We start from the raw sequence: 17122 nt of genomic DNA, 5'->3' as shown, positions 1-17122 counted from the left end.
ATGTGCTTCGACACAACAGGGAGTTCGGGAATGCTTCTACAGTTGAGTGACGCGATGCAGACCGTCGATCGGTTCGAGGCCCTCATTGCAGCTAAGGGAATAAGCATTCCCGCAAACGGCGTGTCGGGCGATGATATGCTTCCGTTGTGGCTAATTTTGAAGCGTATCCGTGAAGGTTTCACCGGAAACCCCGATGACTTGCGCGACGAGTACACTGCTGGAGTGGCGGTCCATGATCTGGCCGCCAAGGTCGTTGCAGTTGGAAACCATCCAGACTTCGATTTACTCGTCCCGCACCTGAAGATGTTGGCTTCTGGCGCGGTTCATCTTACCAAAGAGCCGCCGTACGGAAGTGCCGACGTCTATAATAAGCTTATCGAACTGTACTGGGCTTGCCTCTTGATGGGCAACGGGTTGCGCATCAATCTCGACCATCCCAAGCACTCGCTTGGAACCAATCCCGATGTAATCGCTCTAGGTCCGGCAACCAACCGGGCCTACGCGTTCAAGACAATTAGATCGCCCCATACTCAGAGCCTTTTAGATCACCTGAAAAAGGGGATCGACCAAATTGAACGATCTGAAGCCAGCGAAGGAATCGTTGCATTTCAACTGACGCCACGTATCGCGAAAGCCGATCTATGGCCGGAGAACAGTTACTACGTCGACTGGCGTATTCCCGCTGCAAAGGCGGTCGAATTGTTCACTCAGATGGTTTCCCAAGTTGTTATCGACAACGGACAAGCAGAAATTGATCGAATATTTGCTGGAAAGAAAGCGGTCGGCGCGGTCCTCTGTCTCGGCGTATTCCCGACAGTCGCCCGCAACCCCTTGACAGGAAATCCGGTTGTAATGCCGGTTAAGGTAGCTACTGTGGTTGAGGTGGCCCCAAATCATCCGATTTCAGATTCGCTACACGCTGAGATTGAGGCAGCAAACGACAAGATGCAGACCGAGCTTTGAGGAGCTATTCCTCGGCTGCACTTGTTTAATCGTCGCTTGTTAGCGGTTCCGGCCTCCGCCACGCGTAAGGCGCTCATAGCGCGTGCGCACAATTAGCCTCAGATGTCCTGATACATCGAGAACCCTACTCTCGTGGTCTGGAACGCCATCTGCGCCATTGCGGAATCCCCGACCTTGAAGCCGTGGCGGGCAAACACTTCGTACAGGCCCGGGCCACCAACCATCAGCGATAGCCTACCTGCACCACGGTCCCTAGCCACACCCTTCAGCCGTTCGAGGAAATCGTCGAAAATGTTGAGCCCATGGTAATTCCGAGCTCCCTTGACCGGCGGGGTATCGTCAATCGGACGCCGATTGTCGGCGAACTCGACGTCGGCAATATGGATGTCGTCGGGAAAGCATTGGAGCAGTGTCACGTCCACAAAGGACATGGTTGGATCGATCTCGTTGAAGAACCTCGTCGAATACACATCCGTTACAGGTTCCCGCCCGAGTTCCTTTCGAACGAAATCATAGATGCCGACCATGCCGCCATTGATGATGGGAGAGATTTTGAAAGGCTCTTTCGTCACTCCCCGATGCACCATCTCATCCCAGACGTAGAGAGAAACGCCCACCACATCATTGGGGCGATGCGCCTCCAGCGCATCGATATCGGTCGCGACGATCTCTTCCCGAACGTCGTCAAACATAGGAATGAAACGGCCGCGGGGAACCGCGTCGCATAGTTCGGCCATCTGTCTGCCCTCCCAGTAGGTGTGAACATGTACCTTATAGTTGTATAATCCGCAATTACTTCGTTGGCCGCACAAAAATATGTGGCAGCCGGCTGGAAATGGGCCTGCGTCATCGATTCGTGGATGGAAGTACCAGTTTGTTTCGCGCGTTCATGAAGCCGAGCTTCACCTCGTCCAATGAGTCCTCGAACATACAATCGCGGACTCGCGCTCGAGAAGATGATGCAAGACGTGATGCTTAAACGCCGAAAGGAAGAACTTGAGCTGTATAAGCTTTTCGCTTCTGATCCGGCGTTCAAAGCCGCCTGGAGCCAAAGCATCGAAATGGTCCTAAGGACCGGCGTGTGATGGTCGATCGAAACCAGAGCCCCATATGCTTACGAGAGCGATATAGCTGATGGAGAAAGCGAGGCGCGGCAGAGAAGATTTTTTCGCTTCTCAAATGTGGGCGACACAAAAAGGCAGACCTCGAGGACGTGATTGAACCCATCAGCGACGAGCCAAACGGGCTTACAAGTGACTAGGGCGGTTCGGTAGGTTTGTCTTAGAGGGACTAGACGAAGGTGATGGTGAGGATATTGCGACCCTGGCTTTGCCGTCGAGGAGGAGAATTTCGACCAGCGTTTCGAGCCGCCCCGATCTCAAGAGCGCGCGGTCGATCACGTCGGGATTGTTGGTCGCTCCGACCACCACCACGCCCTTACGCCATTTGGACGGGTCAAGGCACTCCAGGAGGCCGTTGATCACCTGACGGCGATAGTCGCGATGATCGTTGTCTCCTCTGACTCGCCGTCCTCGAACGAGCCCAATTCATCGATGAAGATTCGCACTCACGAATTCTGTGGGGCAAGGCGCGAGCTACTGAGACCGTCGAACGTCGATATCGCCCGAGGTCTTGCGTGCGGTGTAGTATGTACCCGTAAGTCTGTTTCGATCCGCATCCCAGTCCAAGTCGAGATACGCGACACCCTCGTGTTGGGAACTCCGATGCCAGAACTGGGCTTGCGGGTCGTTGTTGTAGCTGTACCAGACACGGTAGCGACGGTTTTCATAGTCCGGTTCGAGGAACACGCGCGTCGATTTCGAAAACGATTCTCCCGTCTTCAGTGTTACACTGGTCGTAAAGAAGGTCTGGCTTATTTTCAGGCTGGTCGGAATAGGCGGCAAAGTCGTCCCCGTCTCTGGATTGATCCAGGTGGATTTCAGATGCCCGACCCACTCGCCGTTGAGATCGGGAAACATTTTTGTCTGCATGAGGGGCATAATCCGTGCGAGCCTGAACCAGAGCAGTTCGGCCACGGCCACCATCACGACGCCAACGATGGATATAACGAACGAAATCCACTTTAGTGGTGTTGTTTGTTCTCCAAAGTACCAGAACCAAACGGCCTCAAGTCCCCATGCCGCGAGGATGGAGGCCGTTACAATGATCAATAACTGGGTCTTGCGCTGGAAAAGGGACCACATCAGCGACTGCCAAGATGGCGAAGCGCCGAGTTCACGAACCGCTGTGCCTTGTCCAGTGTCCAAGCCTGGCTGCTACCGAAAAGTGGCTTAATGCCGTTAATTTCGAGAAGCAGGTAGGGGGACAGGAAGCCTCCCTGCGAAAGGATTTCGGACACACGGCCAAGGACACGTTTCACGCGGTCATAGCGATCTTCGTTGTAGACGAAGTGATGGTCCTCGACGAGATAGACAAGGCATTCAATCAGAAACGACGGTACACGCTCCTCGAGAACGCCGTACTCTTCCATGTCTGTCTGTAGCCGCTTTACGATCCTGACCATTCGCTTGAACTGGTGACCTGTTGTCGCGCGTTTTAGCCGACCGTTCGCGATGTGCTGCTCTGGGTAGTTCATTGTCCAGCTGCCGTCTGTAGAGAGGATGGCGACGCCCTGAGCGGTGTTGAACGGTACAAAGCCAGCACCGGCGCGAATATGGTGGAGGGTGAAACAAGGAACTACATCCACTTCGCCGCGGCTGCCGTCGACGCCGTTCACACGGATCGCTTTCTTCCCGGTGTCGTCCACAGCGCCCTTGCCGAAGTAGGCTTTGAGATCGCGCGATATCTCGGTACGCATATATTGGGCGATATTGGCGAAAGACCTTCCTGTGTCGAAGTAGGTGCCAGCCTGGTAAGCCGCTTGGAAGTTGACATTGGGGTCGCATTCGATCCGAAGCGACGGATGCTGCACTCGCAGGTCGATATCAGCCTCGTTCCTGACGTTAGTGCGGTTGGTGAAACTGCCCTGCGGGCCGAACACCACGCCCTCGTTTGCGAGCCACTTGTTTTCGCGAAGGGCGCTGTGGACCATGTCACGCGCCCGTTCAATCGCTTTCGTCTCAGTGGTGCTCTCGGCGGTCTCCCAGTGGGAGAAGCGGTCATTCCACGAACTGCGGGTCCTGACGGAGTCTTGCTTTAACGAATCAAATAGCGAGCTGAGTCCGAACGGGTCCGGCAGCGTCGGCTTCTGGTTGAACAGTCCTGCCAAACCGGAGAACCCGGCATTCTGCTCCTCGAAATCATTCATGCCTGAGTCTCCACTACAATTTGAAGAAAAATGTAGTAACCGCAGGGCGTGTAAGCAATAGAGGCGAGGTCTTCGCTCAGCCGTTATTTCGAAGGCTGGGATTTCGAGAAAATCGTAAAAATTACTGTTTTGACTTCAGGGACAAGCCTATTAAAGCGTTAGGGACAAAACAGCGCCCGTAGGGACCAACCTATTGAGCGAACCCAAGCGGCACGAGGCCACCAATCCACCGGCGAAAAAATGGTGTCCACGAGAGGATTCGAACCTCCGACCCCAGGATTCATACCACTTCGGCTTTAGCCGCCGCCCGTGGGCGTTCGTGGTCTGGACTGTCCCTTCACCATGAGCCGAAGCCTTTAGGTGCTGCCCATCCAGTCTCTACACCTTCAACGGATTTCTCCGAAGCTTGGCTCGGGATTGGCATGCTGAGAGTTCAGCGAAGCGTTCCCCGACTTTGAGCAGATCGACTACACACTTTCGTTGTGTAGCCCCCAATTTACAACCAGGAATCCTGTGCTCTATCCTGCTGAGCTACGTGGACAAACTGTTATTCACGCGAGTTCGTAACCGATGCGATGGCGAATATCAACAGTAAGATGTTTCACGCGCGTTGGCTTGCCTCACAACAATAACGCTACATCGGAAGGCGCAATCAGAAAACCGCCGGTGTACAATACTTACGCCCCGTCCAACGACACCAAGCGTGACGGGCTGCAATGAGGTTTGAAACAAAACCATCAACTTCAAAGATGAAATCAGAGAGGAGGATCATCGCTTCCCGTGAGTTCATCATGGTCAACGGTTTCACTATGCCACTCAGACCATATTCGTATGACAGAGTATGCGGAAGGGTCATTGAAGCGTCAAGGCTCTTCGGATAGTCCACCACGGTCGCCACTCGCGTCCTCAAGAAATGCACTGTCAGTGGCACAAAAGGATTGCTGATTCGTTCCCGCGATCGCACGGCGGAGAAGCGCCAAGACGTAACTAACGCCAGCATCGTCCTCTATCTGGAAAGCCTTCGGGGCCTCGCCAGTCAGGACGAGAAGTGTGAAGAGGAACGATGGGAAGTTTGCCGCCATTTCATCGAAATCCGATTTCGCAACTGAAGCATCCCAGATTTCGAGCAGGGTATCGAGCTCAGCCTCTTTTCCGATTTATGCTAGGTAGTGGTGCACTCTCAAGAGCGGGCGTGGCAGCGCACTTCCCGATGCTTCGGTACGATACCTCGGGGCTGGCGAGGTTTCTGTGGGTGCGTTTCCATTTCTCTGGCGAATTCAACCGCAGGGCGTTACATAGAAAAGAATGACAGCGATAGAGCCATCTGGCTCACGGCAGGCGAATTGGAACTCTCGTTCGAAGATGAGCAGTTGCGTGCGGTGTGCACAACGCGAGGTCGAGCGCTTGCGGTGCACGGCCCTGAAATCGCGCAGCAGCTGAAAAAGCGATTGGCTGACATCCGAGCTGCCGAAACCGCCAGTGACTTGCTCGTCGGCACTCGGTTCGTCGAGGATGGTGAGTGTGAGGCAATCCATGTAGAGCTTGGCGGTGGGTTTGAATTGGTGATGGTCGCCAACCATGTCCAGAATCCAACAAAAGGCTCCGGCAAGATAGATTGGGATAAGGTGGCGCGGGTGAAGGTTTCGCGAATTTTCAGGATGGCTACCGAATGATTGGTGAACCAAATCCGGATTGGGCCTCGTCGCCGTGGGAGACCATCGCAGACGTGTTACGTCTCCGTGGCATCGACGAAGCCGAGTTCGAGGATATGGTCGGTGAGCACGCGGGTTTTGCCGCAGCTTTGCGTCGCGGCGACCGGTATATCGATCAGGCCCTTGCTGAAGCACTCTCGGAAAACCTCGGTGCTTCCGTCTCGTTTTGGCTGAAGCGGGAAAGCGACTTCCGGAAGTCGGGCGCAAAAAGCTCGGCGGCGGATTTCGACGATCCGTTTGTCTGGCTCAAGGAGCTGCCGCTCAAGGATATGGTCGCGGCAGGGTGGATGCGCAAACATACTTCCCGCCTTGATACCCTCGGCGAAGCACTATCGTTCTTTGGTCTCCGTGATTTCTCCGATTGGACAGCGAAATACCATGGAGTGATGAACTCGGTCGCGTTCCGCAAAAGCTCCTCGTTTACAGAGAACACTCTCTCGACCTTGGCTTGGCTTCGACAGGGAGAACGCGCCGCGGCAGAGATGGCTTGCGATCGCTGGAATTCGGATGCGTTGGAAGACGCGCTTTGGGACATCAGGCCACTGATGAGGCAAAGCTCTCCCAGCCACTTTCTTCCTCGGCTGCGGAACATTTGTGCGGAAGCCGGCGTCGCGGTAGTTGTCGCGAGAGCGCCCCAGGGATGCCGTGCCAGCGGGGCCGCACGCATCCTGTCCGACGAGAGAGCCGTGATCCAGTTGAGCTTCCGGTATCTTTCCGACGATCATTTCTGGTTCACCTTCTTCCACGAGGCGGGTCATCTTGTCTTGCATGGAGAGAACCACCTCTTCCTGGAGAACAGTTCCGGAATGATGGAAACTGAAGAGGCCCAAGCGAACGCGTTTTCCGAGAGATTTCTCATTCCGGAAGAGTTCGCCGACGAGCTCCTACAGGTGAAGCCCTTCCAGCGCGACGTAATTAGGTTTGCCTACAAAGCCGGCACTTCGCCTGGGATCGTGGTGGGACAGATGCAACATCGTAAGCTGATGGCGGAAAACCGGCTTAACTTCCTCAAGCGGAGGTATGATTGGAACGAGTTGTCGCACGACCCGAATGTCGTGCCCGCGTCTACAGTCAGCCCCTGAACAAGACGAACCTGTCCGGCGTTTTCTGCCAGTTGCACAGAGCGTCCTCCAGGACCTGTTTTCCTACCTGCAGTTGGGCATCCAACTGGTCGAGAATCTCCTCGAGTTCAGTCGGATCGGCATCGGCTTCAGGATCGCCGTGGACAAACAGCTTTGTCCCCCTCAGGGGTCCCGTGGCGTCGGCGAGGTAAGCACTTCCCGGCTCGATCGGCGCAATGCCCAACTTTCCAAGCATGGTCAGGAAGTCGAAGGTGCCCAACCGGCCAAAACGCTTGACCGCACGCATCCTTTTATAGAGTTCGTCAAATCCTGCATGCGGATGCTGCCCTACCGCCCTGTGGATGTCCTGCACCAGAGCTTGGTGGCTCCCGAACGTCGAAATGAAGTCTATGTAGGAGCCGAGGACGGCCTTCATCTGCGCCGGCGACTTGCTTTCATACTTCCGATGATTGCTGAAACGGCGCGACACGCCGTCGTTGAGGAGATCGGGCCACTGCTGATCGAGCCAACTGTGGAGGTCGGCCACGTTATTGGAAATGGTAGCCCAGGACCACGCAGCACGCGTGCCGAACGCGCCGTAGAAATCCTTGGTTAGTCGCCACCCGTCGTTGATGTGCTTCCCGAAATGGGTCGCGAGAAAAGACAGCCACCAGGCCTCGTCGTAGTTTCCCTGTCGTGTCGCCAGTGCGGCCGCCATAAGCGGATCGAAAATCTCGGATGCCGGATCGGCCCTGTTGGGGTGGAGAGCCTTCGTGGCGAGGTCCTTGACATAGTCGACGCGTCTCATGCTCGAAACGAGCTGTTCGGCGCAAGCCTGGCGCTCAGCGTCGCCGGCCACGCCTGCAAGCGGAAATACGTTTGCGCTGAAATTGGCAAGCGTATCCCGAATCTGATCGATTTTATCGCGATGAAGCCCCGGCACCCGTTTCCTCCATGACCCTGTCGAAAAGCGGCAGGTCGGTTTGCCGTCCGCGCAGTGATTGGCGCTTGCGGATAAAGTTTTCGTAAGTTCTCGACGACATTCCGTTCTTGATGGCAACAATATCTCGGGCCGTACTGGCCGAATATATCGCCAGCAGTCGTATGAGGTCCTGCCAATAGGGCGGTAGCTCGGGTGCGAGGACGGGCAGTTGCCGAGTGTCGCGGATCGTCTTTTCCGCTTGCTTCAAGGCCGTGATGCCGGTCGTGGGATCGCCGATCGGCATCGGGGGCATGGGAACATCATCCTGCAGCCCTTCCTTTAGGAAGAGTTCTGCCTTTTCGATATCGTCAGTGTAGAGATGCAGGCTGCCCACGGAATGATGATACTGCCCGAGACCCAAGCCCAGGGTTACCGCGAGAAACTCTTGGAGCATCGTAAACGAGAAGACGTCGTGCGGAAGACCCTTAAAGGCGTCGTTTGAACGCATGTTCACGTGGAGATAGAGCCTGTTTTGCCGCACGACGAACTGGAGTGTGCAGGTGCATGGAACGTCCTCGTGATCTTCGACAACATCACAGGCATCGAAAAGCTGGATGACGGCCTTCCTGGACGCCGAGTTCTCCTTCAACTTCGTCACGATGTAGTCGAGCTGATTTACGCCGCCTTTGTCAAACAGCCTTGGTCCGTACGCGCCGTATATGGTGACGCCGTCATCCGAATACTTTTTGTAGTCCTTGAAGTAATGTTCGATAAAGGCGAGCGAATTCGATCCGGACATATACCAAACGAACTCGCCGAGGCAGCTGAAGACAGTTCCCTTGGTTTCCGTTCTGCTCAACCGGGCCCTGGGATTCTTCAGAGTCAGCAGATTGCCAAACTCTTCGAGGTTATTTCCTTTGGTAGGCGCGATAACATCGTTTTTCCGAACGAGCCGGCGATATACTTTTCGGAGAAGATCGTCGAGGGAATTGGCGACGACGTGCATTTAGCGAATCGGCTCCATCTCTGGTTTTGATAGCGCCAGTTTACAAATGAAATGTGGTTTGTCCAACGGCCAATCCGACAACTTTAAGGAACCCTGAAATCTTCTCAGTGCACACAACGTTTGCTCCCGTCTCCGAAACTGCAAACGAAGACTTCAATTTCGACGATGCATTGCGAGCTCAGCCATACAGGTTGTATGAGCGTACCGGCATCGGGTTCCGTCGCATCAAGGTAGAGAGGACGCTGACGATAATTCTAAGGCTCCCTTCGACCAATTGCGTCCCCAATCTTTAGCCACGCCGCCTGCTATGGCCGTGGTGACGGTCGAGCCCGATCCAACCTTGAGAGCGATCCTGTCACACGCGGCCGGCACTTAGGCCTGGCCAGAAAACCGTTTCCGTCGTCGGAATAACAAGTTTTGGAAGTTATGGACAGGATGGAGAAGTGCCCTGATAAGCCCTGCGGATTGTGGAAAATTGCTGACGGACGATGAAGTCCTGTACCGGTCTCTGTACCGGCATTAAAATAGCGATTTCAATACGTTGCGAAACCGGTAAAAGCGGTATGCCCTAAAAACTGCTCTATCCTGCTGAGCTACGGGACCACAGACCAAAATCCTTACAAAAGCCAGTCCGGATTGCCAAGCCCTTTCCTCACGCTGCGACTTTGCGGCCTCTTCTTATAAAAACGTTTTTATTCGCATGCCCGTACCTCTTTCTTTCCCGCAGGAGAGAATGCTAAGCAGGCGCCGGATTGAGACGATGTCCAGACATCCGGACTTGGCGCATGACGCGTGCGCCTGGGCCTGATGCGAAGGCAAGGCAAGGGTTGCGGCGTGCGCCTAAGAGGGAGATGAGGCATGGCGATGCGGATCGGGATCGACTGGGGCGGAACCAAGATGGAGGTCGTCGCGCTCGATAGGGCCGGCACGGTGCGCGCGCGCCATCGCCGGGATACGCCCAAGACCTATGACGCTTGCATCGAGACCGTGCGTGATCTGGTCGCGCTGGCCGAGGCCGATGCAGGCGAGACCTGCACCGTGGGTCTCGGTATTCCCGGCAGCCCCAATCCGCGAACCGGCCTTGTGCGCAATTCCAACGCGGTGATCATCAATGGCAAGCCGCTTGGCCGCGATCTGGAGGCCGCGCTCGGCCGGCCGGTCCGGCTTGCCAATGATGCCAATTGTCTCGCGATATCCGAGGCCGTCGATGGTGCGGGCGCCGATGCGCGCGTCGTCTTCGGCGTCATCGTCGGCACGGGCCATGGCGGGGGCATTGCTATCGACAAGCGTGTTCATGCCGGCTTTCAAGGGATCGCGGCCGAGATCGGCCATTATTCCCTGCCCTGGATGACCCCGGCCGAATATCCGGGTCTGACCTGCTGGTGCGGCAAGAAGGGCTGCCTCGACATGTATGCCTGCGGCACGGGGCTTGAGCTCGACTATGCCGAGGTGACCGGCGCGCGCATCAAGGGTCGCGAGATCATCGAGGCCAAGCGCGCGGGCGACGCCGTTGCCGTTGCGGTCTATGATCGTTTTGTCGATCGGCTGGCGCGATCTCTGGCGCTGCTCACCAATATCGTCGATCCCGATGTTTTCGTGCTCGGCGGCGGTATGTCCAATGTCGACGAGATCTACGAGGATCTTCCGGGCCGCATCCTTCCCTATCTCTTCGGCGACAGTTTCGAGACGCCGATCCGCAAGGCGCTGCATGGCGACAGTTCCGGCGTGCGCGGCGCTGCCTGGCTCTGGCAGGATGGCGACTGATCTGATGCGAGGGTAAGGCCGGGAATGACAAGCCGCAATCCGGTCTTTCCCATGGCCATTTGCATCCCGCGAGACAAAAGGGCTTGCCTGGCATGCGTGGGCAAGCTTGTCTGGCGCGCATCGCAAGGGAGTTGGAGGAAAGCATGAGCATTGAGAAGGATCTGTCCGTCATCGCCGAGCAGGAGGCGCGCTTGGTCTTCCCGTCTTTCGATGCGGAACGCGCTCTGGCCCTCGGCATGCGCCTGCGCCAGATGGCCAGTGCGCGCCAAGCGCCTGTCGTGATCGATATCAGCCTGATCTCGATGCCGCTGTTTTTCACCGCGCTTTCGGGTGCGACACCGGATAATCCGCATTGGGTGCGCCGCAAGCGCGCCTGCGTCTTTCGCTTCTTCCGCTCCAGCTATGGGGTCGGCCTGTCTCTGAAGTTGAAGGGCAGCACCCTGGCGGAGACTTTTGGTCTGCCGGACGCCGATTTTGCCGCCCATGGCGGCAGCTTCCCGATCCATGTCGAGGGTGCCGGCTGCGTTGGCGCCGTCACCGTTTCCGGCCTGCCGCAGCGCGAGGATCATGCTCTGGTTGTCGCGGCGCTTGCCGATGAGCTCGGTCTCGATCCCACGTCTCTTGCTTTATCCGGCTAAATTTCCCTCTTTTTTCTGCGAGTCGATCATGGACCTTCGCCGTCAATCCCAGGACCTTCGCCATTGGCTGACCGAGCGCGCTTTGCCGCTCTGGGCCGAGAAAGGCTATGACGCCATCAGGGGCGGCTTTGTCGAAACCATCGCGCTGGATGGCGAGCCGACCGAGGCGCATCGCCGCGCCCGCGTGCAGCCGCGCCAGGTTTATTGCTTTGCCGAAGCCGGCCGGCGTGGCTGGTCGGGCGATTGGGCGCGCCTCGCCTCGGAAGGGCTCGCCTATTTCGACCGCGTCTATGCCCGCCCGGATGGGTTCTATGCAGCCCTTGCCAGCGCCGATGGAAAGGTGCTGGACGATAGTTTCGATATCTACAACCAAGCCTTCGCCTTCCTGGCCTTCGCCTATCTCGCTCAGGTCTTTCCCGAGCGGCTCGGGGAAATGGCCGAGCGCAGCAATGCCCTGCGCACTGCCCTGGAAAAGCGCGTCCGCCATCCGATCGCCGGCTTCGAGGAGGATCAGCCACCGCGCCTGCCGCTCTGCTCCAATCCTCATATGCACCTGTTCGAGGCGTCGCTCGCCAGCGAGGAGGTTGAGGGTTTCGACCGGACAGCCTGGGCAAACCTGGCCGATGAGATCGCCCAACTCGCCATGGATCGCTTCATCGATTCAGAAAGCGGCGCGCTGCGCGAATTCTTCGATCATGACTGGCAGCCGATGGCTGGCGAAAAGGGCCGCATCGTCGAACCGGGCCATCAGTTCGAATGGGCCTGGCTCCTCACCCGCTGGGGCGAGCGCCGTGGCCATGCGGGGGCGCTTGCCAAAGCCAGGCGCCTGTTTGCAATCGGCGAGGAACATGGCATTTGCCCCACCCGCAAGGTGGCCGTCATGCAGCTGCTCGACGATTTCTCGGTGCATGATCCGGTCGCCCGGCTCTGGCCGCAGACGGAATGGCTGAAATCGGCCATCCGCTTTGCCGCCTTGACCGATGGCGCCGAGCGCGAGGCCTATCTCGTCTCCGCGGATAGGGCGCTTGCAGCTTTCCGTCCATTCCTGGAAACAGAGGTAGAGGGTCTTTGGCGCGACAAGCAGCGGCCGGACGGCACCTTTGTCGAGGAGCCGGCACCGGCCAGCACCTTTTACCATATTCTCTGCGCGATCTACGAAGTTGAAGATTGCCTCGATCGCTTGGCTTGAGTGCGGCATGTTGACATAAACATATCTTTATGTGATCGCTCCTGATGGAAGGTCTGTTCCGGCGCAAGCTTGCATGCGCCGGAACGGCAACCCATAGTGAAGGGCCGGGCGCATCGGCTTCGGTCGAGGGTGCGCGCCCCAGAAGGAGCAACGCCATGTCCGCTATCGATGCCCTGTTCGAGGACGCCACGCCGCGTGATCGCCGCAGCGACGTTCGCGAAACCCTTCTGGAGGCTGCCCGCGCGCGTATCCTGATCATGGATGGCGCCATGGGGACGGAAATCCAGCAGCTGAAGCTGGAGGAGACGCATTTTCGCGGCGAGCGTTTCGTCGATTGCGCCTGCCATCTCAAGGGCAACAACGATCTCCTGACGCTGACCCAGCCGCAGATGATCGAGGATATCCACTATGCCTACGCCATGGCGGGTGCGGATATTCTGGAAACCAACACCTTCTCGTCCACCTCCATCGCCCAGGCCGATTACGGCATGGAAGCGGAAGTCTATGCGCTGAACCGCGATGGCGCACGGCTTGCCCGCCGCGCCGCGATTCGCGCTGAAGAGGCGGATGGCCGCCGGCGCTTCGTTGCCGGCGCCATCGGCCCGACCAACCGTACTGCCTCCATGTCGCCCGATGTCAATGATCCGGGTTTCCGCGCCGTGACGTTTGACGATCTGACAACGGCTTATGCCGAGCAGATCCGTGGCCTCATCGATGGCGGCGCCGATCTCCTGCTGATCGAGACGATCTTTGACACGCTCAACGCCAAGGCTGCCTATTTCGCGGCGACGATCGTCTTCGACGAGGTCGGCTTCGAGCTGCCTGTGATGATCTCCGGCACGATCACCGACCAGTCCGGCCGTACGCTTTCAGGCCAGACGCCGACGGCCTTTTGGTATTCGATGCGCCATGCGCGGCCGATCTCCATTGGTCTCAACTGTGCGCTGGGCGCCGATGCCATGCGTCCGCATCTGGCCGAGCTGTCGCCGATCGCCGATACGCTGATCTGCGCCTATCCCAATGCCGGCCTGCCCAATGCATTCGGCGATTATGATCAGGGACCCGAGCAAATGGCGGCACAGGTCGCCCGCTTTGCCGAAGAGGGCCTCGTCAATATCGTCGGCGGCTGCTGCGGCTCGACACCGGCCCATATCAAGGCCGTGGCGGAAGTAATTGCCGGGCGCACGCCCCGCGCCGTGCCCGAGATCGCGCCGCGCATGCGCCTGTCCGGCCTGGAGCCGTTCACGCTCACCGCGGAAATCCCTTTCGTCAATGTCGGCGAACGCACCAATGTCACCGGCTCCGCCCGCTTCCGCAAGCTCATCACCTCGGGCGATTTTACCGCCGCGCTCGCTGTCGCGCGTGACCAGGTGGAAAACGGCGCCCAGATCATCGACATCAACATGGACGAGGGCCTGATCGATTCGAAGGCGGCCATGGTCTCCTTCCTCAACCTCGCTGCGGCCGAGCCGGATATTGCCCGCGTGCCTGTGATGATCGACAGCTCCAAATGGGAGGTGATCGAGGCCGGGCTGAAATGCGTCCAGGGTAAGCCCTTGGTCAATTCCATCTCGCTCAAAGAGGGGGAAGCGAATTTCCTCGCCCAGGCGCGGCTTTGCCGGGCCTATGGCGCGGCCGTCGTCGTCATGGCCTTTGACGAGCAAGGGCAGGCCGACACCCAGGCGCGCAAGGTGGAGATCTCCACCCGCGCCTATCGCCTGCTGACCGAGAAGGCCGGCTTCCCGCCCGAGGATATCGTCTTCGATCCGAACATCTTCGCCGTTGCCACCGGCATCGAGGAGCATGACAATTACGGCGTCGATTTCATCGAGGCGACGCGGGCGATCCGCGCGACGCTGCCGCATGCGCATATTTCGGGCGGTGTTTCCAATCTCTCCTTCTCCTTCCGCGGCAATGAGCCGGTGCGCGAGGCCATGCATGCCGTGTTCCTCTACCATGCCATTCAGGCCGGCATGGATATGGGCATCGTCAATGCCGGCCAGCTCGCCGTCTACGAGTCGATCGAGCTGGATCTGCGTGAGGCCTGCGAGGATGTGGTACTCAACCGCCGTTCGGACTCCACCGAGCGCCTTTTGGAAATTGCCGAGCGCTTCAAGGGCACTGGCGCCAAGGAAGCGAAGGGGCGCGATCTCGCCTGGCGCGAATGGCCGGTCGAAAAGCGGCTGGAACATGCGCTCGTCAATGGCATCACCGATTTCATTGTCGAGGATACCGAAGAAGCCCGCCAGAATAGCCAGCGGCCGCTGCATGTGATCGAAGGGCCGCTGATGGCTGGGATGAATGTCGTCGGCGATCTCTTCGGTGCCGGCAAGATGTTCCTGCCACAGGTGGTCAAGTCCGCGCGCGTGATGAAGCAGGCCGTCTCCGTGCTTCTGCCCTATATGGAGGCGGAAAAAGCCGCCATGCGTGCCGAGGGCATTGAGGCTCAGGAGCGCAGCAGTGCCGGCCGCATCCTGCTCGCCACCGTCAAAGGCGACGTCCATGACATCGGCAAGAACATCGTCGGCGTCGTGCTCGCCTGCAACAATTACGAGATCATCGATCTCGGCGTCATGGTGCCGGCCACCAAGATCCTCGAAACCGCGCGCGCCGAGAAGGTCGATGTCATTGGCCTGTCCGGCCTGATCACGCCGTCGCTGGACGAAATGGCCTTTCTCGCCGCCGAGATGGAGCGCGAGGGCTTCGACGTGCCGCTGCTGATCGGCGGGGCGACGACCAGCCGCGTGCACACCGCCGTCAAGATCGACCCGAACTATCACCGCGGTGCCACGGTCTATGTGCCCGATGCCAGCCGCGCCGTCGGCGTCGTGTCCAGCCTGCTCTCGCCCGAGGCCCGTGATGGCTTCATTGCCGAGACCAAGGCGGAATATAGCCGCGTGGCCGAGAAGCACCGCAAGAGCGAGGTCGACAAGCAGCGCCTGCCGATCGCCAAGGCCCGCGCCAACCACCACCGCAGCGACTGGTCGGCCTATCGTCCGGTCAAGCCGAGCTTTCTCGGGACGCGGGTGTTCGATGGCTGGGATCTGGCGGAATTGCGCCGCTACATCGACTGGACGCCGTTCTTCCAGACCTGGGAGCTGAAGGGCAGCTATCCCGCTCTCCTGGAGGATGAGCGCCAGGGCGAGGCCGCACGCCAGCTTTATGCCGATGCCCAGGCCATGCTCGACAAGATCGTTGCGGAAAAATGGTTCGTGCCGCGCGCCGTTGTCGGCTTCTGGCCGGCCAATGCGATCGGTGACGACATCCGTCTCTTCACCGGCGACGATCGCACGGAAACGCTCGAAACCTTCTTCACGCTGCGCCAGCAGATGGTCAAGCGCGATGGAAGGCCAAACGTCGCGCTGTCGGACTTTGTGGCACCGCTTGAAGGCGGCCCGGCTGATTATATCGGTGGTTTCGCCGTTACGGCGGGCTTCGAGGAGATCGCCATTGCCGAGCGCTTCGAGCGCGCGAATGACGATTATGCCGCGATCATGGTCAAGGCATTGGCCGACCGTTTTGCCGAGGCTTTCGCCGAGCGGCTGCATGAAGTGGTTCGTCGCGAACTCTGGGCCTACGCGCCTGATGAGGATCTCTCGCCCGAGGATCTGATCCGTGAGCCCTATGCCGGCATTCGTCCGGCGCCGGGCTATCCGGCCCAGCCCGATCACACGGAAAAGGTCACGCTGTTCAAGCTGCTCGACGCACAGGCTGCGATCGGTCTCGAACTGACGGAGAGCTATGCCATGTGGCCCGGCTCCTCGGTATCGGGCCTCTATATCGCCCATCCCGAAGCCTATTATTTTGGTGTGGCGAAAATCGAGCATGACCAGGTCAGCGACTACGCCCGACGCAAGGGCATGAGCATCGAAGCGGTGGAGCGCTGGCTATCGCCGATCCTGAACTATACCCCGTCGAGCCGGTCAGAGGCGGCTTGATCGGTTTGACACGGCCGAAAGGCCTGCCAAGCCACCGGCGGCGGTCTTCGCCGCCGGTTCAGCCGGTGCAATCTGCACCTGATCGTCCTACGAAGCGACCAGATCTCGGTGCTTCAGCGGTATTTTGATAGCTCCGGCAGCCATCGACCTTACTCTTGCACTGTCGACATGGCGCGAAAGCGGGCAGACTGCCTCTTTCGAAGGCGAAAATTCTTATTTTAAATCAACAACTTGCGAATTCCTGTCATTTTTCTGTTTTGAAGCCATTGACGATCGGGCTCGGATCACAATATAAGGCGCTCATCGAACGAGGGGTTGCGGCGCTTCTGGCGCTGGTTTTCTTTGTTTTTGTTGTTTGGCCGGTTTTGGCTGAATGTTTTCCGACAGGATCTGCCGGATGGCGGCGTTTCTGCCTTGTTGGCCCTTGTGGCTGGTGGGGTTGATTTGGTGTCGTTTTGGGTTGGTTTTGTGTGGGTTTGAGGGCTGCTTTGCTCTCTGTTTTTTGACAATTGAAGATGGAAGAAAGAGAAACGTGGTCGGCGGAGTTTCGCCGGTCTGGTGGTTTTAGGATCATCAGGCCTTTGGAAGAGACTTATGGACGGTCACGTTTTGAGTATGAGAGCTTGGGCTCTGGCTGGCATGGATGTGCTGTCTGGAGCTT

At 58.1% G+C, this 17122-nt stretch carries 14 protein-coding genes; 6 read left to right on the top strand and 8 right to left on the bottom strand.

Going from position 1 to position 17122, the window contains the following annotated elements; translation table 11 throughout:
- Nucleotides 1–30 precede the first annotated feature (30 nt).
- On the top strand, nt 31–963 hold the full coding sequence (locus BMX61_RS20455; RefSeq protein WP_075628150.1) for a hypothetical protein: 933 nt from the start codon (nt 31–33) through the stop codon (nt 961–963).
- A 98-nt stretch (nt 964–1061) separates the two neighbouring features.
- Here BMX61_RS20455 and BMX61_RS20450 read toward each other — a convergent pair whose 3' ends face one another.
- From BMX61_RS20450 to BMX61_RS20425, 5 genes are all read right to left on the bottom strand, one after another.
- A complete protein-coding gene (locus BMX61_RS20450) occupies nt 1062–1700 on the bottom strand; it encodes a hypothetical protein (RefSeq protein ID WP_075628151.1) in 639 nt (212 codons plus the stop codon).
- A gap of 510 nt (nt 1701–2210) precedes the next feature.
- Nucleotides 2211–2447 (bottom strand): AAA family ATPase, encoded by a 237-nt coding sequence (locus tag BMX61_RS20445; protein WP_075628152.1) that lies wholly within the window; start codon nt 2445–2447, stop codon nt 2211–2213.
- A 111-nt stretch (nt 2448–2558) separates the two neighbouring features.
- Nucleotides 2559–3167: a Cap15 family cyclic dinucleotide receptor domain-containing protein gene (locus BMX61_RS20440; RefSeq protein ID WP_075628153.1), complete on the bottom strand. Its 609-nt coding sequence runs from the start codon at nt 3165–3167 to the stop codon at nt 2559–2561.
- Nucleotides 3167–4231 carry a nucleotidyltransferase-like protein gene (locus BMX61_RS20435; protein WP_075628154.1) on the bottom strand — a complete coding sequence of 355 codons (1065 nt, stop codon included), beginning with the start codon at nt 4229–4231 and terminating at the stop codon, nt 3167–3169. Before BMX61_RS20435 ends, BMX61_RS20440 begins: the two co-directional genes overlap by 1 nt.
- Nucleotides 4232–5508: 1277 nt before the next feature.
- Entirely contained in the window at nt 5509–5811 is a 303-nt protein-coding gene (locus BMX61_RS20425) for a hypothetical protein (RefSeq protein WP_075628156.1), read from the bottom strand.
- A gap of 89 nt (nt 5812–5900) precedes the next feature.
- Here BMX61_RS20425 and BMX61_RS20420 point away from each other — a divergent pair, with 89 nt between their 5' ends.
- Nucleotides 5901–7025: an ImmA/IrrE family metallo-endopeptidase gene (locus BMX61_RS20420; RefSeq protein WP_075628157.1), complete on the top strand. Its 1125-nt coding sequence runs from the start codon at nt 5901–5903 to the stop codon at nt 7023–7025.
- On the opposite strand, the gene BMX61_RS20415 is transcribed toward BMX61_RS20420, so the two are convergent.
- Both BMX61_RS20415 and BMX61_RS20410 read right to left on the bottom strand, forming a co-directional pair.
- The gene (locus BMX61_RS20415) at nt 7015–7947 is read right to left on the bottom strand and encodes an alpha-glutamyl/putrescinyl thymine pyrophosphorylase clade 3 protein (RefSeq protein WP_075628158.1); all 933 of its coding nucleotides are present in this window, start codon (nt 7945–7947) and stop codon (nt 7015–7017) included. The two genes, BMX61_RS20420 and BMX61_RS20415, sit on opposite strands and share 11 nt — an antisense overlap.
- Nucleotides 7925–8932 (bottom strand): thymidylate synthase, encoded by a 1008-nt coding sequence (locus BMX61_RS20410; protein ID WP_075628159.1) that lies wholly within the window; start codon nt 8930–8932, stop codon nt 7925–7927. Before BMX61_RS20410 ends, BMX61_RS20415 begins: the two co-directional genes overlap by 23 nt.
- Nucleotides 8933–9796: 864 nt before the next feature.
- Here BMX61_RS20410 and BMX61_RS20405 point away from each other — a divergent pair.
- The 4 genes from BMX61_RS20405 (at nt 9797) to metH (ending at nt 16461) form a co-directional block, all read left to right on the top strand.
- Nucleotides 9797–10696, top strand: a complete 900-nt coding sequence (locus tag BMX61_RS20405; RefSeq protein WP_075628173.1) for an ROK family protein — start codon at nt 9797–9799, stop codon at nt 10694–10696.
- A 143-nt stretch (nt 10697–10839) separates the two neighbouring features.
- A complete protein-coding gene (locus BMX61_RS20400; protein WP_075628160.1) occupies nt 10840–11334 on the top strand; it encodes a heme-degrading domain-containing protein in 495 nt (164 codons plus the stop codon).
- A gap of 28 nt (nt 11335–11362) precedes the next feature.
- On the top strand, nt 11363–12523 hold the full coding sequence (locus tag BMX61_RS20395) for an AGE family epimerase/isomerase (RefSeq protein ID WP_075628174.1): 1161 nt from the start codon (nt 11363–11365) through the stop codon (nt 12521–12523).
- A 155-nt stretch (nt 12524–12678) separates the two neighbouring features.
- Nucleotides 12679–16461, top strand: coding sequence for a methionine synthase (metH, locus tag BMX61_RS20390; protein WP_075628161.1), 3783 nt, complete (start codon nt 12679–12681; stop codon nt 16459–16461).
- A gap of 244 nt (nt 16462–16705) precedes the next feature.
- On the opposite strand, the gene BMX61_RS24390 is transcribed toward metH, so the two are convergent.
- Nucleotides 16706–17035 (bottom strand): hypothetical protein, encoded by a 330-nt coding sequence (locus BMX61_RS24390; RefSeq protein ID WP_139198972.1) that lies wholly within the window; start codon nt 17033–17035, stop codon nt 16706–16708.
- Between the last annotated feature and the right edge of the window lie 87 nt (nt 17036–17122).

It is taken from the genome of Xaviernesmea oryzae, assembly GCF_900109605.1.
In the GTDB taxonomy this organism is placed as follows: Bacteria; Pseudomonadota; Alphaproteobacteria; order Rhizobiales; family Rhizobiaceae; genus Xaviernesmea; species Xaviernesmea oryzae.
Note: the sequence above shows the minus strand (reverse complement) of the source record. Positions and strands in the feature narration are given on the sequence as shown.